Annotated in this window: 19 protein-coding genes; 16 read left to right on the plus strand and 3 right to left on the minus strand. The window is 71.8% G+C overall.

Annotation, left to right across the window (positions count from 1 at the left end; all coding sequences use genetic code 11):
• Positions 1–128: 128 nt before the first annotated feature.
• The gene (locus ACLIBK_RS19435) at positions 129–629 is read left to right on the plus strand and encodes a hypothetical protein (protein ID WP_415388954.1); all 501 of its coding nucleotides are present in this window, start codon (positions 129–131) and stop codon (positions 627–629) included.
• 301 nt (positions 630–930) lie between these two features.
• Here ACLIBK_RS19435 and ACLIBK_RS19440 read toward each other — a convergent pair whose 3' ends face one another.
• A complete protein-coding gene (locus tag ACLIBK_RS19440) occupies positions 931–1,602 on the minus strand; it encodes a TetR/AcrR family transcriptional regulator (RefSeq protein ID WP_415388955.1) in 672 nt (223 codons plus the stop codon).
• A gap of 238 nt (positions 1,603–1,840) precedes the next feature.
• On the opposite strand from ACLIBK_RS19440, the gene ACLIBK_RS19445 reads away from it, so the two are divergent.
• The 4 genes from ACLIBK_RS19445 (at position 1,841) to ACLIBK_RS19460 (ending at position 5,015) form a co-directional block, all read left to right on the plus strand.
• Positions 1,841–2,758 carry a PDR/VanB family oxidoreductase gene (locus tag ACLIBK_RS19445; protein WP_415388956.1) on the plus strand — a complete coding sequence of 306 codons (918 nt, stop codon included), beginning with the start codon at positions 1,841–1,843 and terminating at the stop codon, positions 2,756–2,758.
• A 145-nt stretch (positions 2,759–2,903) separates the two neighbouring features.
• Positions 2,904–3,401, plus strand: a complete 498-nt coding sequence (locus ACLIBK_RS19450) for a hypothetical protein (RefSeq protein ID WP_415388957.1) — start codon at positions 2,904–2,906, stop codon at positions 3,399–3,401.
• 33 nt (positions 3,402–3,434) lie between these two features.
• Entirely contained in the window at positions 3,435–3,878 is a 444-nt protein-coding gene (locus ACLIBK_RS19455) for a VOC family protein (protein ID WP_415388958.1), read from the plus strand.
• Between the two features lie 207 nt (positions 3,879–4,085).
• On the plus strand, positions 4,086–5,015 hold the full coding sequence (locus tag ACLIBK_RS19460; RefSeq protein ID WP_415388959.1) for a fumarylacetoacetate hydrolase family protein: 930 nt from the start codon (positions 4,086–4,088) through the stop codon (positions 5,013–5,015).
• A gap of 47 nt (positions 5,016–5,062) precedes the next feature.
• On the opposite strand, the gene ACLIBK_RS19465 is transcribed toward ACLIBK_RS19460, so the two are convergent.
• Together ACLIBK_RS19465 and ACLIBK_RS19470 are read right to left on the minus strand one after the other, a co-directional pair.
• Positions 5,063–6,253 carry a 3-hydroxybenzoate 6-monooxygenase gene (locus ACLIBK_RS19465; protein WP_415388960.1) on the minus strand — a complete coding sequence of 397 codons (1,191 nt, stop codon included), beginning with the start codon at positions 6,251–6,253 and terminating at the stop codon, positions 5,063–5,065.
• Positions 6,254–6,307: 54 nt separating this feature from the next.
• Positions 6,308–6,832 carry a MarR family winged helix-turn-helix transcriptional regulator gene (locus ACLIBK_RS19470; protein ID WP_415388961.1) on the minus strand — a complete coding sequence of 175 codons (525 nt, stop codon included), beginning with the start codon at positions 6,830–6,832 and terminating at the stop codon, positions 6,308–6,310.
• A gap of 149 nt (positions 6,833–6,981) precedes the next feature.
• Here ACLIBK_RS19470 and ACLIBK_RS19475 point away from each other — a divergent pair, with 149 nt between their 5' ends.
• From ACLIBK_RS19475 to ACLIBK_RS19525, 11 genes are all read left to right on the plus strand, one after another.
• Positions 6,982–7,974 carry an amidohydrolase family protein gene (locus tag ACLIBK_RS19475; protein ID WP_415388962.1) on the plus strand — a complete coding sequence of 331 codons (993 nt, stop codon included), beginning with the start codon at positions 6,982–6,984 and terminating at the stop codon, positions 7,972–7,974.
• Positions 7,975–8,173: 199 nt separating this feature from the next.
• Positions 8,174–9,172, plus strand: a complete 999-nt coding sequence (locus ACLIBK_RS19480) for a tripartite tricarboxylate transporter substrate binding protein (protein WP_415388963.1) — start codon at positions 8,174–8,176, stop codon at positions 9,170–9,172.
• 213 nt (positions 9,173–9,385) lie between these two features.
• Positions 9,386–10,300, plus strand: coding sequence for a branched-chain amino acid ABC transporter permease (locus tag ACLIBK_RS19485; RefSeq protein ID WP_415388964.1), 915 nt, complete (start codon positions 9,386–9,388; stop codon positions 10,298–10,300).
• A complete protein-coding gene (locus ACLIBK_RS19490; RefSeq protein ID WP_415388965.1) occupies positions 10,297–11,292 on the plus strand; it encodes a branched-chain amino acid ABC transporter permease in 996 nt (331 codons plus the stop codon). Before ACLIBK_RS19485 ends, ACLIBK_RS19490 begins: the two co-directional genes overlap by 4 nt.
• The gene (locus ACLIBK_RS19495) at positions 11,285–12,094 is read left to right on the plus strand and encodes an ABC transporter ATP-binding protein (RefSeq protein WP_415388966.1); all 810 of its coding nucleotides are present in this window, start codon (positions 11,285–11,287) and stop codon (positions 12,092–12,094) included. The genes ACLIBK_RS19490 and ACLIBK_RS19495 overlap by 8 nt, the downstream gene beginning before the upstream one ends.
• Positions 12,095–12,185: 91 nt before the next feature.
• Complete coding sequence (locus ACLIBK_RS19500) at positions 12,186–12,896, plus strand: ABC transporter ATP-binding protein (RefSeq protein ID WP_415388967.1); 711 nt, start codon at positions 12,186–12,188, stop codon at positions 12,894–12,896.
• 36 nt (positions 12,897–12,932) lie between these two features.
• Complete coding sequence (locus ACLIBK_RS19505) at positions 12,933–14,114, plus strand: ABC transporter substrate-binding protein (protein ID WP_415388968.1); 1,182 nt, start codon at positions 12,933–12,935, stop codon at positions 14,112–14,114.
• Positions 14,115–14,360: 246 nt separating this feature from the next.
• On the plus strand, positions 14,361–15,347 hold the full coding sequence (locus ACLIBK_RS19510; protein ID WP_415388969.1) for a Bug family tripartite tricarboxylate transporter substrate binding protein: 987 nt from the start codon (positions 14,361–14,363) through the stop codon (positions 15,345–15,347).
• Between the two features lie 55 nt (positions 15,348–15,402).
• Positions 15,403–15,951 (plus strand): MarR family winged helix-turn-helix transcriptional regulator, encoded by a 549-nt coding sequence (locus tag ACLIBK_RS19515; protein WP_415388970.1) that lies wholly within the window; start codon positions 15,403–15,405, stop codon positions 15,949–15,951.
• 84 nt (positions 15,952–16,035) lie between these two features.
• Positions 16,036–16,896 (plus strand): p-hydroxycinnamoyl CoA hydratase/lyase, encoded by an 861-nt coding sequence (locus tag ACLIBK_RS19520; RefSeq protein WP_415388971.1) that lies wholly within the window; start codon positions 16,036–16,038, stop codon positions 16,894–16,896.
• Between the two features lie 22 nt (positions 16,897–16,918).
• Complete coding sequence (locus ACLIBK_RS19525; protein ID WP_415388972.1) at positions 16,919–19,198, plus strand: acetate--CoA ligase family protein; 2,280 nt, start codon at positions 16,919–16,921, stop codon at positions 19,196–19,198.
• The last annotated feature ends 336 nt before the right edge of the window (positions 19,199–19,534 follow it).

Here is a 19,534-nt window from a genome sequence, read left to right on the forward strand (position 1 = left end):
CGAAACCCCAGCCGCGCGTCCTGATGCCGAGGTTCCGATCCGGGACCTCGGCACCGCCCCTTTCCCAATCCCGAGAATGTAACCGGCGGGTGACTCCCCCGCCCCGACGGTCCCGCTACAATCCCCGCATGCAGAGCCAGACCGAGCCGCCCCGGCAACTCTCCCTCCCGCCGCAGGACGGTGGGTGGCGAGGCACCCTCTTCGCGCTGCTCGGCACGCTGATGTTCGGCGCCATGCTGGTGGCAATTGCCGTGTACACCGTGCCCAACCTCGTCTCGGACTGGCAGGTGCGCGGCACCGCCCAGCCCATGGCCGATGGCCGGGTCACGGAAGGCAAGTGCAGTTCCCGGCTGGTGCTGAACATCTGCGACGCCACCCTGTCGGTGCGCACCAAGACCGGCGTCGTGTCGCGCGACGTGAACTACATCTTCACCGACATCCACAGCGGCGACTATTCCGTCACCGTGCTGGCCGACCCCGCCCGCCCGGAACTGGCCACCACCGACATGGCGCTGGACAAGCTGTGGAACCGCAGCATCACCCTGCTGGTCGGCGGCGGCATCCTGCTGGCCCTGACCGTGGCCCCGGTGATCGGCCTGATCCGCCGCCTGCGCGCCCGCCCGGCCTGATCGCGCAGCCCTTGCCGTCCGGGTTCGCCTGGATGTTCTGACGTTGGCCAGGGGCGCTGCCCCTGGACCCCAGGGCAAAGGCGAAGCCTTTGTCCCGAGCCGGGGAGTTACGAACTCCCCGGACCCCGCGTTGAGTGCCTCCGGCGGGGGCGGGATGGCTGACGGTGGTCATCAAGGGCCGCGTTATCCGGCCCGCCCCCGCCGGAGGCACTCATGAGGTCGAGGAGCCTAAGCTCCTCGCGGGGTGTCCAGAGGGGCAGAGCCCCTCTGGCCCAGGCTTGAACACCCAGGACCAACTGGATCAGCCCGGTGCGGCCGCCATGCGGTCCAGCAGCAAGGCGAACTTGGCGCGCAGGCGGGCCATGCCCTCGTCCACGCAGGGTGCGGGGCCGAAGACCCAGGCGCGGATCTCGGCCTGGTAGATGTCGTAGAGCATGCTTCCCACCAGCACCGGCGATTCGGCGAAGACGAGTTCGCCGCGGCTGCGGGCGTCGCGCAGGATCTCGCACAGATGCGCTTCCTGCGCCTGCATGCGGGTGCGCAGCCGCACCGCCTGTTCGCCGACATCCTCGGGGTGGTGCTGGTAGTAGGTGATCTCGCGGAAGGCGCAGCGGCCGATGGCGAGGTTGTCCGCGAAATACGCGTACCACGGCCGCAGCAGCGCCCCGAGGCGGTCCAGCGCCGTGCCGGATTCCGGCACGTTGTCGTGCGCGAAGCGCGCCACGGGATCGAGCTCGTCGTTGACCACGAGGTAGAGCAGGTCGCGCTTGTCACGGGCGTAGACGAACAGCGTGCCGATCGACACGCCCGCCAGCTGCGAGATTTCGCGCGTGGTCGCCGCGTCGTAGCCGCGGGTCAGCAGCAGGCGGCGGGTGGCCTCCTTCAGCCGGCGCAGCCGCTCCGCCTTGCCGGCCTCGCGCAGGCCGGCGGCGGGGCCGGGCGGGCGGGACACCGCTGTGCTCGGCTGGTCCATGCGCGAAGAGCCTGTTTGCGGACGGGGCGGGGATCACGTCCCGCCCGCACTTGAACAGGCGCAGGTGGGATCGGGCAAGGGCAAGGCGGAAAAATGAACTTGCTCAAATTTGTGCCGGGGTCCTAAGCTTCCGCACCGTCGGCGGTGCCAGACACCATCGCCGCGGCAAGAAGCCCAGGCTGCAAAGAACGAAGGGGGAGGGGCGGTGCAGGAACTCAGGGTTTCCCACGTCCGGAACGTGACGCCGCGGATCCGCACGCTCGAGCTGGTGGCCGTGGACGGCGGCGAGCTGCCGCGCTTCACGGCCGGCTCGCATATCGACGTGGAGCTCGGCAACGGCGAGGAACGTTCCTACTCCCTCCTCAACGACCCGGAGGAGACGCACCGCTACTGCATCGCCGTGCTGCGCGAGGCCGCCGGCCGCGGCGGCTCCGCCTGGATGCACGACGTGCTGCGCGAAGGCGACGTGCTGCGCGCGTCCGAGCCGTCCAACAACTTCCGCCTCAGCGAAGCGGGCGAGCACCACATCCTGATCGCCGGCGGCATCGGCATTACGCCGATCCTGTCCATGGCGGCACGGCTGAAGCGGCTGGGCCGGCACTACGCCGTGCACTACTGCGCCCGCAGCGCGGAAGAAGCCGCCTTTGCCGCCGAGATCGCCGCCGAGCACGGCGAGCGTGTCCGCTTCCATTACGACGGCGGCGACCCCACCCGCGGCCTGGACCTGGTGTCGCTGCTCAAGGACCGGCCCACCGCCGCGCATGCCTATGTCTGCGGCCCCGCCGGGCTGATCCGCGCCACGCGCGAGGCCGGCCGCGACTGGCCGATGGGCACCGTGCATTACGAGCTGTTCAAGGGCTCCGAGGCCGACATCGCCACCCGCAAGTCGGACGAGCCCTTCGACATCGTGCTGCGCCGCACCAACGCCACGCTGCACGTGCCGGCCGACCGTTCCGTGCTGGATGTGCTGAAGGGCAACGGCTTCCGCATCAAGTCGCTGTGCCGCGAAGGCGTGTGCGGCACCTGCCGCGTGCGCGTGCTGTCGGGCAAGGTGGAACACCGCGACGACTGCCTGGACGACGAGGACCGCGAGGAGGTCATGCAGGCCTGCGTGTCGCGCGCCATGCCCGGCGAAACCCTGGTCCTGGATCTCTGACCATGCCCCGCCGGGCCGCAACGCCGGCCCGGCGACATGATCCACCCTGCCCGACCCATCCTGTCACAGGGGCGCGGCGGCCGGCATCCCCGGCGCCGCGCCGATCTGGCAGGGTGGGGCCGGTTCCCGCCGAGGAGGAAGCACCATGAACGTCCAGACCGCGCCGCAAGCGCGCGCACCCCACGTCAACACCGCCACGCTGATCTGCGGCACGCTGGTCAGCCGCGACCTCAAGCGCGTGCGCCACATGCTGGAAGGCGCCTTCGGCCTGCAATGCGTGCAGCCCGAGCCGGGCCTGCTGCTGGCGCGCGACCGCGGCTTCGAGCAGGGCGGCCCCAAGCGCGGCCAGCCCTACTGGGTGCTGGAAATCCGCGAGGTCGAGGAGATCGCGGTGGAGCAGGAGATGCTGAACCACTGGGGCATGGCCGCGCCCAGCGAGGCCGCGGTGGACGAGGCCTATGCCAAGCTCAACGCCGCCAAGGCGGAATACGGCATCGCCCGGGTGCAGAAGCCGCGCTTCCGCAACGGCTCCTACGCCTGCTACTTCATCGACGAGGACTCCAACTGGTGGGAGCTGGAATACCGCTCCCCCGACCTGACCTACGAGGTCCTGCGCGCCAAGGGCGACCTGCACCACGACTGACGACGCCACGACCGAAGCGAGGAACAGCGCATCATGGCATACCCCACCCCGCTGCTGCAGAACGATACCCTGTCGCACGGCACCGTCGAATGCTCGGACATGGTCACCACCCGACGCTTCCTGACGGAATTCCTCGGCCTGGATATCCACCGGCCGGTGAAGGAAGCGCAGTACATGTACAAGGGCGGCCCCTGGACCGTGGTCTGCGTCCGCGTGGACGGCGGCGAGGCCAAGGACCAGACGCAGGACAACCTGTTCAAGCTGTCGGTGAACAGCGCCGCCGAGGTCGACGCGGCGCACGAGGCGGCCCTGCGCCACGCCGAGGAATACGGCATCCGCAAGGTCGAGCCGCCGCGCGATGCGGACGGGTTGCGCAGCTTCCGCCTGCAGGACCTGAACTTCACCTGGTGGGAGATCAGCAACGTCGCGCTGTCCCACTACGACGCGCTGTTCGACCGCGGCGACGTCGCGCACTGAACGACACCGCCACCGGGTGAGCGGCCCAGCCGCCACCGGGGAGCGGCACAGGCCGCCGCGGTCCGGCTCACGGCCCGCGGCGCCGCCTCGCGCGCGCGTGACGTCGTACCCGGTGCGGCTCGAATGGCGGGCCCCGCGGCCAGCACGGCACACCGCCGCGACACCGCATCGCGGCGACGGACACCACACGGGAAGGAACACCAGGGCATGACGCGCTTCCGCCTCCTCACCTATCGCGCGGAAACCGGACCGCGCGCCGGCATCGCCGTGGGCGAGCGCTTCGCCGACGCCCAGGCCGCCACCGGCCAGCCCGCCCACGCCACGGTGCTGGGGCTGCTGGAGCAATGGGACGCCGCCCTGCCGCAGCTCCGCGACGCGGCCGCCGCGATCGAGGCCGGCCGCATCTCTGCCGAGCCCCTGGCCGGCGCCGTGCTGCTGCCGCCCGTGCACTTCCCCGGCACCATCTACTGCGCCGGCGCCAACTACACCGACCACGTCGCCCGCATGGCGCAGATGCTGGGCGTGCCGCCCGAGCCCGACCCGCACGAGGCCGGGCTGAACCCCTGGCACTTCATCAAGCCCTCGCGCTGCGCCGTGGGGCCGGACGCCACGGTGTCGGTGCAATCCGACAAGCTGGACTGGGAAGCGGAGCTGGCGCTGGTGATCGGCCGCACCGCCCGCCACGTGTCGTTGGCGGATGCGCTCGGCCACGTGGCCGGCTACCTCGTGGCCAACGACCTGTCGGCGCGCGACCTGATCAGCCGCCCGCAGGTGGCGGTGGGCTCGCCCTTCAAGTTCGACTGGATCGGGCAGAAGTGCTTCGACGGTTCCTGCCCGCTGGGCCCCTGGATCGTCCCGGCCGAGGAGATCCCCGACCCGCAATCCCTGCGCATCCGCCTCTGGGTCAACGACGCGCTGCGGCAGGACTCCTCCACCGCCCGCATGATCTTCACCGCCGCCGAGCAGATCAGCTACCTGTCCACCCGCCTGACGCTGCACCCCGGCGACGTGATCCTGACCGGCACGCCGATGGGCGTCGGCGCCGAAACCGGCGAGTTCCTGCGCCCCGGCGACGTGACCCGCGTGGAGATCGAGGGCATCGGCAGCCTGTCCACCACGATCGGCTCCACGGCCTGATGGCGTGAAGGAAGCCGGGGGAAAGTATTCCCCCGACCTTCCCTGCATCACGCTGGCGCCGCCAGCCCCGTGCCGCCGTAGAGCCAGGCGAGGTCTTCGTAGAAGTCGGCGCTGCTCTTGCTGCGCATGATCTGGTTGCGCAGCAGGGCATGCGCGCCGCTGGGGTGGTAGATATGCTCGCCCAGCGCCCGCGATTGCAGTTGCACCCGCGCCGTGCGCAGCACCCGCTGCGACCGGTAGGCTTCCAGCGCTGCCTCGGGGTCGTCGGGACGGGCGGCCATCTCGTGCGACAGGCACACCGCGTCCTCCAGCGCCATGCAGGCGCCCTGGGCGAAGTATTGCAGCATGGGGTGCGCGGCATCGCCCAGCAGCGCCACGCGACCCTCCACCCAGCGCTCCACCGGATCGCGGTCGCAGATCACCCAGGACTTCCAGTCGCGGCCGTGGCGGATGATGGCCTGGGCGCGCGGATGGATGTCGCGGAAGCCGGCCATCACCTCCTCATGCGTCACCGGCTTGCCCGCCACTGCTTCGGCCGGATCGTTGTGGCAGGTGATCGCCAGGTTGAAGACCTTCCAGCCCTGCAGCGGATAATGCACGAGGTGGCACTTCGCCCCGGCCCACAGCGTCGCGGCGTTCCAGCGCAGGTCCTCCGGCATCTGCTCCAGCGGGATCACGCTGCGATAGGTCGTGTGCCCCGACACGCGCGGCCCGCCATCGCCCACCAGCTGCCCCCGCACGCGCGAGCGCAGGCCGTCGGCGCCGATCAGCACCCGCCCCCAGACCCGCTCGCCCGAGGCCAGCACCGCAGCCGCCCGCGTCCCGTCCTGCTCGTAGCCGCTAACGGCGCAGCCGGTGCGCAGCGTCACGCGCGGGTCGGCCTCGCAGGCGCGCAGGAACACCCCGTGCAGGTCGCCGCGATGCACCACGGCGTAGGGGTTGCCGAAGCGCTGCCGGAACGGCTCCGTCAGGTCGATATGGGTGATCTCCTCGCCGCCCATCGCGTCCATCAGCCGCAACTGGTCGATGTACACCGCCATGCCGCGCGCCGCGTCGCCCACGCCCAGCCAGTCGAAGGCATGGAAGGCGTTGGGCCCGAGCTGGATGCCCGCCCCGATCTCGCCCAGCGTTTCCGCCCGTTCCAGCACCACCACGGAGAAACCCTGCCGCGACAGCCCCAGCGCCGTTGCCAGCCCACCGATGCCGCCGCCCGCCACCACGATGGGATCGTTGCCCATGCCCGTTCTCCTCCCGCGAAAAACCCCGCGGCCGGCGTTGCGGCCGCGCCGTCCCTAGCCCGACCCGGACCGCCCGCCGCCCGCCACCAGCCGCGGCCGCCGCGGGCCCGGCTGCGGCGTCGCCGCTTCCGCCGCCTCGATTTCCCGCTCCAGCCGATCCAGGTTCTCGTAGACTCGCACCAGCGTCGCCTTCAGCGCCGCCGCTTCCCGTGTCTTGAGGTCGCCGGTCGCCACCTGCTCGTAATGCGCCGCCCGCGGCCGCAGCCGTTCCGCCAGGGCCCGGCCGCGCGGTGCCAGCGCCACCGCCAGGCTGCGCTGGTCGCTTTCGGGCCGCGAGCGCGTCACCAGCCCGCGACGCTCCATCTCCATCGCCAGGCGCGACAGCGTCGACAGTTCCGCCGACACCCGCTGCGCCAGCTCGCCCAGGCGCTGCGGCACACCCTCGTCGCTCAGCGCCGCCAGCACGCGGTACATCGGCAGCGTCAGCCCGTCGCGCGCCAGCTCGCGCGCGAAGAGCTCGCCCATGCGCACGCCCAGCCGGGCCAGCAGGAAGGGCAGCGAGGACGAGAACCGGTACACGCGATCCTGCTCCTGCTTTCCCCGTGCCGCGGCGTGAAGCTTGCACCCGCATCAGTTGCGCGCGCAAGTTTTGCATTGACAAGGAAACGCGCCGCCGGCTTCCCTTCCACCGCCGGCGCCAGAACCGGCACTGCGGGGAAAGGTCGGCGATGCAGGGCAAGGTCGCGCTGGAGGAACACTTCGCCATCCCCGACACGGTGATGGACAGCTACGGCTTCCTGGCCGACGACGTTTGGGAGGAGCTGAAGGCGCGCCTGCTGGACCTGCAGGAGCGGCGCCTGCGCGAGATGGACGCCCACGGCATTGAGATGATGCTGCCCTCGCTCAACGCCCCCGCCGTGCAGGCCATCCCCGATCCCGCGCGCGCCGCCGCGCTCGCCGCCCGCGCCAACGACTTCCTCGCGGAAGAGGTCAGCAAGCGCCCCGAGCGCTTCCGCGGCCTCGCCGCGCTGCCCATGCAGGACCCCGACGCCGCCGCGCGCGAGCTGGCCCGCTGCGTCGAGGAGCTGGGCTTCGTGGGCGCCCTGGTGAACGGCTTCTCCGAGGGGGCGGGCCGTCCGGGGGCGACCTACTACGACCTGCCGCAGTACCGCCCCTTCTGGGCGGAGGTGGAGCGGCTCGGGGTGCCCTTCTACCTGCATCCCCGCAACCCGCTGCCCGAGGATGCCGCGATCTATGCCGGCCATCCCTGGCTGATGGGCCCCACCTGGGCCTTCGGGCAGGAAACCGCGGTGCATGCGCTGCGGCTGATGGCCTCGGGGCTGTTCGACGCGCATCCCGGCCTGCGCATCATCCTGGGCCACATGGGTGAAGGGCTGCCCTATTCCATCTGGCGCGTGGACAACCGCAACGGCTGGGTGAAGACGCCCAAGGTCTATCCGGCGAAGCGCCCGCTGGGCGACTATTTCCGCGAGAACTTCTTCATCACCACCTCGGGCAACTTCCGCACCCAGACGCTGATCGACGCCATGCTGGAGATCGGCTCCGACCACATCCTGTTCTCGGCGGACTGGCCCTTCGAGAACATCGACCACGCCGCGAACTGGTTCGACAGCTGCACCATCGCCGAGCTCGACCGGAAAAAGATCGGGCGCACCAATGCCTGGCAGCTCTTCGGGCTGGACCGCCCGGCCCGCGGCTAGAAGCGCGCCGCCCCGGCCGGAAACGGCCGGGGCGGGTCCACGAACGACCCCGCACCCGCTGCAGGCCGGCACGCCGCGCCCGCGAAAGGTCCGGAACCACGGCGAATGGGACGCGCACGGGGACAGCCCGCCGCGCCCGGCCGGAACAGCGCAGCACCGAGGCGGAACCCACCCGCCCGGCACGGGGAGGATGCACAGCATGGAAGACTTCGCCGCCGGCAGCCGCCGGCTCCTGCCACGGCGCCGGCTGCTCGCGGCCGGGCTGGGCGGCGCCCTGCTCGCTCCCGCCGCGCGCGCCCAGGTCCCGGCCGGCGCGCGGCCGCTGACGCTGGTGCTGCCCTTCAGCCCCGGCGCCCCGCCCGACGCGGTGGCGCGCATTTTGTCGGAAGCGCTGGGCCGGCGCCTCGGCCAGCCGGCGGTGATCGACAACCGCAGCGGCGCCAGCGGCAACATCGGCGCCGAGTTCGCGGCCCGCGCCGCGCCGGACGGCAACACGCTGATGGTGCACACCAGCACGCTGGCGATGAATGTCAGCCTGTACCGCTCCATCCCCTACGATCCCATCACCAGCTTCGCGCCCGTGGCCACGCTGGTGGAGGTCGACTTCGCCCTGGTGGCGCACACCTCCGCCGCCACGGATTTCGCGGGCTTCCTCCAGCGCGCGCGGGCGCGGCCGGGGGCGATGAACTACGCCTCCCCCGGCGTCGGCACGCCGCACCACCTGTGCATGGAGCTGTTCAAGCGCCAGGCGAATGTGGAACTGACGCACGTCCCCTATCGCGGCACCGCCGGCGCCGTCACCGACCTGGTGGCCGGCACGGTGGGCGTGATGTTCATGCCCGCCCCGGCCGCGGTGGAACTGGCGCGCGACGACCGGCTGCGCATCCTGGCCGTGGCGGCGGATGCGCACCTGCCCAACATCCCCGCCGTGCCCACCGTGGCGGAAGCCGGCGTGCCCGGCGTCACCATGCGCGACTGGTTCGCCCTGTTCGCCCCTGCGCGCACCCCGCCCGACACGCTGCGCCGCCTGAACGAGGCGATCAACGCCGTGCTCGCCTCGCCCGAGGCGGCCCGCGCGCTGGAAGCGCAGGGCTACACCGTCGTGGGCGGCACGCCGGAGGCGCTGCGCGACCGCGTCGCCACCGCCGTGCCGCGCTGGGCCAAGGTGGTGCGCGACGCCAACATCACCGCCGACTGACCGGCGGCGCGCTTCACGGAATCGCGCTGGACATCTCAGGAAAACGATTCGATTGTTTTCCGTCACGTGGCGGCGATGCACCGCCCGGACCGTTCAGGCGGAACAAGGGGGAGGGACGCGCGATGCTGCTGCGCCGGGACGTGCTGGCCGTCACCACGGGCCCCGCCGCCGCGGGAACCGCCCGCCCGTCGCGCTTCGGCTGAGGGCGCGCGCATGGACCTGCTGATCGTCCTGGAACAGCTGCTCAACGGCTTGCAACTGGGCATGCTGCTGTTCCTGATCGCCGCCGGTCTGACGCTGGTGTTCGGCATCATGGGCGTGGTCAACCTCGCGCACGGTTCCTTCTACATGCTGGGCGCCTTTGCCGGCGTGTTCTTCGTCAACCTTTCCGGCTCCTTTCTGCTGGGCTGCCTCGCGGCGCTGCTGGCGGTACTGCTGGTGGGCGTGCTGGTGGAACGGCTGGTGCTGCGGCCCTTGCAGGACCGCGGCCATCTCGACCAGGTGCTGGCGACCTTCGGCCTGATCCTGTTCTTCAACGAGGCGATCCGCTGGGTGACCAACAACCAGCCGATGTTCCTGTCACCGCCCGAAGCGCTATCGGGCACGGTGGAGCTGCTGCCCGACCTCTTCTACCCTGCCTACCGGCTGGCGGTGATCGTCACCTCTTCCGCCGTGGCGCTGCTGCTGTGGCTGTTCATCGCCCGCACCCGGGCGGGGATGCTGATCCGCGCCGGCGCCACGCATGGCCGCATGGTGCGCAACCTCGGCGTGGATATCCGCCTGCTCTACAGCCTGGTGTTCGGCCTCGGCGCGGCGCTGGCGGGGCTGGCCGGCTTGATGGTCGGTCCCCTCGTCACGGTGGAGGTCGGCATGGGCGAGCAGGTGCTGATCCTCGCCCTGGTGATCGTGGTGCTGGGCGGCATCGGCTCCGTGCGCGGCACCTTCATCGCGGCGCTGCTGGTGGGGATGCTGGACAGCCTCGGCCGCGCCTTCATGTTCGAGCTGCTGTCGGGCGTGCTGCCGCCGCGCAGCGTCGGCTCCATGGCGCCCGCCGCGGCCTCGCTGCTGGTGTACCTGCTGATGGCGGCGGTGCTGATCGCCCGGCCGCAAGGGCTGTTCCGCCGATGAGCGCCGCCCTGCCCGAAGCCGTGCCCGCCGCCACCGCCCCCTCCCGCCTCGCGCCGCTGCGCCGCCACGCCCTGCCGTTGCTGATGCTGGCCGTGCTGGTGATCCTGCCGCTGGCCGTGCCCGGCTTCTTCACCGGCGTCGCGACGCGCGGCATGGCCTACGGCTTGGCGGCGGCGGCGCTGGGCTTCCTGATCCCACATGGCGGCATGATCAGCCTGGGCCACGCCGCCTATCTCGGCGCCGGCGCCTATGCCGTGCTGCTGTGCCGCATGGCCGGGCTGCACGAGGCCCTGCTGGTCTGGCCGATCGCCGCCGCCGCTGGCGGCGTGCTGGCGCTGCTGTTGGGCGCGCTCAGCCTGCGCACGCGCGGCGTCTACTTCATCATGATCACGCTCAGCTTCGCGCAGATGCTCTACATCATCTTTTCCAGCCTGCAGGTTCTGGGCTCGGTGGACGGCATCGGCCTGCCGGCGCGCAACACCCTGGCCGGCGTCCCGCTGGATGGCACGATCTTGTTTCACTACGTCGTGCTGGCCATCCTCGCCGCCGGGCTGCTGCTGCTCGGCATCCTGTCGCGCTCCGCCTTCGGCCTGGCGCTGCGCGGCGTGCGTGACAACGAGCGCCGCATGCGCGCCGCCGGCTACCGCACCACGCGGCTGATGCTGGCCGCCTTTACCCTATCCGGCGCCCTCAGCGGGCTGGCCGGCGCGCTGGTGGCCAATTTCTACCTCTTCGTCTCGCCCGCCTTCCTGCACTGGCTCCTGTCGGGTGAGTTGCTGGTGATGGTGATCCTCGGCGGCCTGGGCGGCGTCGCCGGGCCGGTGCTGGGCGCCTTCGCGCTGATCGTCGCGGAAACCGCCCTGTCGGAATGGACCACCTACTGGCGCGTCATCCTCGGGCCGGCGGTGATCCTGGTGGTGCTGTTCCTCCCGCAGGGCCTGTCGGGCTGGCGCCGCCGCGGCGAGACCGGCGGGAGTTCCGGGCATGGCTGAGCCGATGTCGCGAACCGCAGCAGTAGCACCCGAGGTGCCTGGCACGGCCGAACCGCTCCTGGAAGTGCGCGGCCTGGGCAAGAGCTTCGGCGCCCTGCACGTCACGGTCGACGTGTCCTTCGACGTCCTCCCCGGCGAGGTGCACGCGCTGATCGGCCCCAACGGCGCCGGCAAGACCACGCTGATCAACCAGCTCTTCGGCGAGCTCCGGCCCGACCGCGGCACGGTGCGCTTCGACGGCCGCGACATCACCGCCCTCCCCCCCGACGCCCGTGCCCGGCGCGGCCTGGCGCGCTCCTTCCAGATCACCAGCGTTCTGGGCAGCCTCAGCGTCCGGGAAAACCTCGCCCTGGCCCTGGCCGGCCGCGACGGCCGCACCCCTTCCCCTTGGCGCCCGCTGCCCGACCGTCCTGACATCGCGGCGGAGGTGGCGCGGCTGCTGCGCCAGGTCGGGCTGGACGGGCAGGCGGAAGCGGCGGCGCGCAACCTCGCCTATGGCCAGCAGCGGGCGCTGGAGATCGCCATGGGCCTGGCGCTGCAACCGCGCCTGCTGCTGCTGGACGAACCCATGGCCGGCACCGGGCCGGAGGAAAGCCAGCGCATGGTCTCCCTGCTGCGCGGGCTGAAGAGAAGCGTCGCCATCCTGCTGGTGGAACACGACATGGACGCCGTCTTCGCCCTGGCCGACCGCCTCACCGTGCTGGCGGAAGGCCGCGTCATCGCCGCCGGCACGCCCGCGGAAATCCAGCGCAACCCCGACGTCCGCGCCGCCTATCTCGGTGACGAGGCAGTGCCGGCATGACCGCGCCGCGGCAACCGCACGGCCCGCACCCCGTCCACGGCACCGGCCCGCTCGCGCCGCCGAGCCCGCGCGCCAGCCGGGACGCGGCACCGTGACCGCCCTGCTGGAACTGCGCGGCGTGCGCGCCGGCTACGGCGGTGCCCAGGTGCTGCACGGCATCGACCTCGACGTGCAGCCGGGCGAGGTCGTGGCGCTGCTCGGCCGCAACGGCATGGGCAAGACCACCACCATCCGCACGGTGATGGGCAACCTGCGCCTCGCGGACGGCGAGATCCGCTTCCGCGGCAGCCGCATCGGCGGCATGGCCGACCACCGCATCGCCCGGCTCGGCCTGGGGCTGGTGCCGGAAGGGCGTGAGGTCTTCCCCACCCTGACGGTGCGGGAGAACCTGATCGCCACCGCCGCCAACCGCGCCGGCAACGCCGCGCCCTGGACGCTGGAGCGCGTGCTGGCGCTGTTTCCGCGCCTCGGGCAGCGGCTGAACAACCTGGGCTCGCAGCTCTCGGGCGGCGAGCAGCAGATGCTGGCGATCGGCCGCGCGCTGATGACCAACCCGACCTTGCTGATCCTGGACGAGGCCACGGAGGGCCTCGCCCCGCTGATCCGGCGCGAAATCTGGAACTGCGTCGGCCAGCTCAAGGCCGGCGGGCAATCCATCCTGCTGGTGGACAAGAACCTGTCCGCCCTGCTCGACCTCGCCGACCGGCACGTGGTGGTGGTGAAGGGGCAGGTCGCCTGGCAGGGCAGCTCCGCCGCGCTGCGCGCCGACCCGGAAGCCCAGCTGCGGCACATCGGCGTGTAACCGACGTCGACCAAGAACCAACACACGGAGGAAACCATGCGGCACAAGCGGATCGGCGCGGTCTTGGCAGGGCTGCTTGCCACCTGGGGGATGCAGGCCCCGGCCGCCGCGCCGGAGCGGATCAAGCTCGGCTACATCACCACCCTGTCCGGCCCCGGCGGCCAGCAGGGCGAGGAGATGCAGCGCGCCTTCCAGCTCGGGCTGGAATCGCTGGGCGGCAAGCTCGGCGGCGTGCCGGTGGACCTCGTGGTGGGCGACGACCAGGCGCGTCCGCAGGCCGCCACCCAGGTGGTGCGGCAGATGATGGACCGCGACGGCGTGCAGCTCGTCACCGGCCTGATCTACAGCAACGTGGTGGAGGCCGTGACCGCCACGGTGATGCCTACGGGCCGGCTGGTGGTGGCCTCCGTCGGCGGCTCCTCGGAACTCGCGGGGCCCAACTGCAACCAGAACTTCTTCGTCATGTCCTGGAACACCGACACGGTGTTCGAGGCGATCGGCGAGGTCCTCAAGCGCAGCGGTGCCCGCCGGGTCGCGGTGGTGGCGCAGAACTTCCAGGCCGGCTGGGACGTGGTGACGGGGGTCAAGCGCGGCTATGGCGGCGACCTCGTCGGCGAGATCCTGGTGCGCATCGACCAGTCCGACTTCGCGGCCGAGCTGACGCAGCTGCGCCAGTCCCGCCCCGACGCGATCGTGTATTTCCTGCCCGGCGGCCCCGGCAATGCCTTTATCCGCCAGTTCACCCAGGCCGGGCTGAACCGCACCATCAAAACCTACGCCGCCACCTTCCAGATCGACGAGATGAGCTTCGCCGCGGTGGGCGACGTGGCGCTGGGCATCCAGACCGTGGGCTCCTGGAGCCCCGGCCTGGACAACCCCGCCAACCGCCGCTTCGTGACGGCCTTCCGCGAGCGCTACAACCGCACCCCCGGCATCCTGGCCGCCATGGCCTACGACACGGTGTTCATGCTGGACGCCGCGGTGCGCGAGGCCGGCGGCCGCATCACCGACACCGACGCGATGCGCACGGCCCTCCGCCAGGCCCGCTTCGAATCCGTGCGCGGCCCACTGAGCTTCAACACCAACAACTTCCCTATCCAGAACTTCTATCTCAACCGCGTCGGCCGCAACGCCCAGGGCGGCCTGCAGACGGAGCTGGTGGAAACCGTGGCGGAACGCCGCGCCGACGTGCACGCCGCGCGCTGCCCGTCGCGGTGAAAAGAAAGCCGGGGGAAGGTATTCCCCCGGTCCCCCATCTATTTTCGTGAGTTTTCCGGGGCGCACCCGAACTCCCGAAAAAAGGAGGGGGCTCGGGGGAGTTCACTCCCCCGACCTTGCTTCCAACCCGTCAGCCTCGCTGATGGTCTAGCGTCCGGCCGCGCCCCACGCCTATGCTGCCCGTCCCGGCACGGGGGCGGGCAGCCTCGTTCCCGAAGAACCGGCAACAAGGTTTCGGAGGAACACGTGCAAAGCATCACCTCGCGGCGTCGCCTGCTCGGCGCGGGCACGGCCGTCCTGCTGGCCACCCCGCGGATCGCGCGGGCCCAGGCGGACTGGCCCAACAAGCCGATCCGCTTCATCGTACCCTTTCCCCCCGGCGGCAGCAGCGACGTCGTGGCGCGCCTCGTGACGCCGGTGGCGGGGGAGCAGCTGCACCAGTCCCTGGTGGTGGAGAACCGCGGCGGCGCCGGCGGCGTCATCGGCGCCGATGCCATCGCGAAATCCGCCCCCGACGGCTACACGATCGGCATCGCCGGCCAGGGCGGGCTGGTGGTCAGCCCCCGCCTCTACGCCCACCGCCCCTACGACCCCACGCGCGACCTGGCCCCCGTCACCCAGCTGATCGAGAGCCCCTTCGTGATCGTGGTGGGCCGCAAGGTCGCCGCCCGCAACCTGCGCGAGCTCCTGGACATGGCCAAGGCGCGCCCGGGCCAGATGTCCATCGGCCATGGCGGCAACGGCACGCTGATGCACCTGTCCACGGAGCTGCTGAACCAGCTGGGCGGCGTGCAGATCATGCCCGTGCCCTATCGCGGCATCGCCCCCTCCGGCGCGGCCGCCGCGGGCGGCGAAATCGAGGCCGCCGCGGTGGACGTGCCCGTGGCACTCAGCCTGATCCAGGATGGCACGCTGCGCGCCCTGGCCGTCACCTCGCGCGAGCGCATCGCTGTGCTGCCCGACACTCCCACCGTGGCCGAGGCCGGCGTGCCCGGCTACGAGACGGTGGGCTGGTTCGGCCTGGTGGCCCCCGCCGCCACCCCGGCGCCGATCATCACCCGCGTCAACGCCGCCTTCACGACGGCCCTGCGCGACCCCACCGTGCGCCGTCGGCTGCTGGAGATCGGCTGCGAGCCCCGCCCCACCACCCCCGAACAGTTCCGCGACATCATCCGCGATGAGTCGGTGAAGTGGAACGAGGTCGTCGAGAAAGCCAACATCCGTATCGAGTAACCCAGCCTCCGCCTCCGACGACCAGCGCGTGGCGCCGGGGCCGAGGGGGCGGGTGTTGGACTTGCTGCGGTGGGTGCCGCACCATCGGGCGATGCAGCGCAGCGCGAAGCGGGCCGACGATGCCCCGGCCGGCCACGACACGGCCCGCACCGTCTACCTCGTGCGGCGGGTGCAGCAGGAGACATTTCTGCGCCTGGAAGCGGCGCTGCAGCCGCTGGACGTCACCACCACGCAGTACACGGTGCTCAGCCTGCTGGCGCGCAGCCCCAGCCTGAGCTCGGCGGAACTGTCGCGGAAATTCTCCGTCACGCCGCAGACCATGATCAAGCTGGTGTCCAGCCTGGAGTCCAAGGGGCTGATCGCGCGCACGGGGGAAGGCGGCGACCGCCGCGCGCTGGCCATCCGCCTTACTCCCGCCGGCAAGCGCGTGCTGGCGCGCTGCGATCGCGCGGTGGACGCGGTGGAAGACAGGCTGCTGGACATCCTGGGGGAAGGGGAACTCGCCTCGCTGCGCCATGCGCTGTCGCGCCTGCTGAAGGAACTGCACCGCCCCGCGCGCGATCCGGCGGCCGCGGGCGAAAAGCCACTTGATCAGCCTGGCTGATTGTTTCTAACCTCCTGGTGAAACAGGGTGGGACGGGCGCGGCGGAAGCAGCCGGCGCGCGGCGGCCCGCGGGAAGGAAACGTCATGGACCAGGAAAACCCTACCGCCGGCACGCGGCAGTTCCCGCAATGGAAGAACGTGCTGGTGGAGGTCGAGGATCGCATCGCCTGGGTGTCGCTGAACCGCCCGGACAAGCGCAACTGCATGAGCCCGGCGCTGAACGACGAGATGGTGGAGATCCTGGACGCGCTGGAGATCGACGACAGCGTCGGCGTGATCGTGTTGACCGGCGTGGGCGACAGCTTCTCCGCCGGCATGGACCTCAAGGAGTTCTTCCGCGCCCAGGACCACCTGCCCTATGCCCAGCAGATGCGCGCGCGCCGTTCCGCCTGGCAGTGGCAGTGGCGGATGCTGATGAACTATTCCAAGCCGACGATCGCCATGGTCAACGGCTGGTGCTTCGGCGGCGCCTTCACCCCGCTGGTGGCCTGCGACCTGGCCATCGCCGACGAGGACGCGCAGTTCGGTCTCTCGGAGATCAACTGGGGCATCATCCCCGGCGGCAACGTCACCCGCGCCGTGGTGCAGACCATGTGCCACCGCGACGCCATGTACTACGTCATGACCGGCGAAACCTTCGACGGCCGCAAGGCCGCGGAGATGAAGCTGGTGAACGAGGCGGTGCCCAAGGACCGGCTGCGCGCCCGCACCACGGAACTGGCCAAGGTGCTGCTGGGCAAGAACCCCACCGTGCTGCGCGCCGCCAAGCAGGCCGTGCGCCACGTCACCGGCATGGAATGGGAGCTCTCCGACGACTACCTGATGGCCAAGAGCGCCCAGGCCCGCCTGCTGGACCCCGAGCGCGGCCGCGAACAGGGCATGAAGCAGTTCCTGGACGAGAAGACCTTCAAGCCAGGCCTCGCCGGCTACAGCCGTGAAGGCTGAGGCCGCCCCAGGGGCAATCGCGATGGGGGCAGCCGTGCCGGGCAGCGCCGCGCCGGCAGGGCGGCTGCCCCCGGGCACGTCGGCGGAGGCCCTGCCGGCCGCCGCCGGGGGCGAGCGGCGGGACGCGGTCACCCGCCTCCTGCGCCCGCGCAGCGTCGCGGTCATCGGCGCCTCGCCCGCGCCCGGTTCGCTGGGCGGCGGCGTGCTGGCCAACCTGGAACGCTTCCGCTTCGCGGGCCCTATCCACCTCGTCCACCCCACCCGGGCGGAGATCAACGGCCGCCCCTGCCTGCCCTCCCCCGACGCGCTGCCGGAGGGCGTGGACTGCGCCGTGCTGGCCATCCCGCGCGCCGGCGTGATGGAAGCGGCGGCAGCCTGCGCCCGCCGGGGCGTGGGCGGGCTGATCCTGTTCTCCGCCGGCTTCGCCGAAGCGGGCGAGGAAGGCCGCGCCGAGCAGGAAAAGCTGGCCGCCCTCGCCCGCGCCCACGGCATGGCGATCGAGGGCCCGAACTGCCTGGGCATGGTGAACTACGTCGACGGCATCCCCCTGACCTTCGGCGGCGCGCAGCCGATCCCGCTGCGCGGCCCCGGCCTGGGCGTGGTGTCGCAGAGCGGCGCCATGGCCTCCGTGCTGCGCGCCGCGCTGCAGGCGCGCGAGATCGACGTCACCTTCACCATCTCCACCGGCAACGAGGCGCTGAACGGCATCGAGGACTTCCTGGAACCCCTGCTGGCGGACGACGCCACCGCCGCCGTGGCGATGGTGGTGGAACAGTTCCGCGACCCGCCGCGCTTCCTCGACCTGGCGCGCCGCGCCCGCGCGATGGGCAAGCCGATCCTGCTGCTGCATCCCGGCCGCTCCGCCGCCGCCCGCCTCTCCGCCCAGACCCACACCGGTGCCATGAGCGGCGACCACGCGGTGATGCGCACCCTGGTGGCCCAGGCCGGCGTGCTGGCCGTGGACACGCTGGAGGAGCTGATCGACCTCGGCGAGCTGACGCTGCGCTGCCCCGCGCGCCCGCAGGCCGGCGCCGCGGTCATGACGGATTCCGGCGCCTTCAAGGCGCTGACCCTGGATTTCTGCGAGGATGTCGGGCTGCCCCTGCCCAGCCTTCCGCCCGACACGGAAGCGGCCCTGCGCGCCGTGGTGCCGGACTTCTTCACCCTGGACAACCCGCTGGACCTCACCGCCCAGGCGCTGGTGGACCCGGACCTGTACCGCCGCACCCTTGCACCGCTGCTGGACAGCGCCGCCTTCGGCAGCGTGGTGCTGGCGGTGATCCTGACCGGCGAGGAAACCAGCCGCCGCAAGCTGCCCCCCATCATCGACGCCCTCGCCGAACTCAAACCCGCCAAGCCCGTGGTGCTGGCCATGCTGGGCGAGGAGGCCCCCGTGCCGCCCGAGCTGGTGTCGCGCTTTCGCGCCCTGGGCGTCCCCTTCTTCCGCTCCCCCGAGCGCGCGCTGCGCGCCCTGGCCCGCTTCACCGAAACGCCCGAGCGGGCCGCGCCCGCCAGCACCGGAGCGCCCGCCGCGGCGAGCGCCCCCTCCGCCGCGCCGCCCGCTCCCGCCTCCTCCGGCGGGCCACCCGCAGCCGCCGCGCCCGCCGGAGCCGCGGCTCCCGAAGTGCCGCCGCTGGACCTCGCGCCGGGCCCGGCCACGGAACACCGCTCCAAGGCGATCCTGGCGGCGCTGGGCATCCCCGTGCCGGCGGGCGAGCTGGTGCACGACCTCGCCGCCGCGCAGGACGCCGCCGCACGCATCGGCTTTCCCGTGGTGCTCAAGGCCCAGGCGGCTGCCCTGGCGCACAAGAGCGATGCCGGCGGCGTGGTGCTGCGCCTGACCGACCCCGAAACCCTGGCCGCCGGCTGGGACGCCCTGCACGCCGCCCTCGCCCGCACCCGGCCGGGGCTGGTGCTGGACAGCGTGCTGGTGGAGCGCATGGCTTCCCCAGGCACGGAGCTGATCCTGGGCGCCCGGCGCGACCCGAACTGGGGCCCCGTGCTGCTGGTCGGGCTGGGCGGCATCTGGGCCGAAGCCCTGCACGACGTCCGCCTCCTCCCCGCCGACCTGCCGGAGGAGGCCATCGCCGCGGAAATCCACCAGCTCAAGGGCGCCGCCCTGCTGCGAGGCTTCCGCGGCACCCCCGCCCTGGACATCCCCGCCGCCGCCGCCATCGCCGCCCGCCTGGGCGCCCTGCTGCGCGCCGCCCCCGAACTGACGGAGGTCGAGATCAACCCCGTGATGCTCTACCCCCAGGGCCAGGGCGCCATTGCCCTGGACGCCCTGGTGGTCCGCGGCTGACCCGCGCCCCTGCGAGGGACCCCGGTCATCGGTTCGCGCGAGGTGCCGGCCCTGGGGGGCGGTTGGTCTTCGGTGTTCCGGCCGGGGCCAGAGGGGCTCTGCCCCTCTGGACACCCCGCGAGGAGCTTAGGCTCCTCGACCTCATGAGTGCCTCCGGCGGGGGCGGGATGGCCGACGGTGCCCGCCGCGACTGACGTGGATCATCCCGCCCCCGCCGGAGGCTCAACGTGGGGTCCGGGGAGTTTAAACTCCCCGGCGGAGGTCCAGGAGGCAGAGCCTCCTGGCCAATGTCAGAACACCCAGGAACAACCGTCCCGCCAGAGCCGGCACACCTTG

The organism is Roseomonas sp. BN140053 (assembly GCF_047690175.1).
Taxonomy (GTDB): domain Bacteria; phylum Pseudomonadota; class Alphaproteobacteria; order Acetobacterales; family Acetobacteraceae; genus Roseomonas.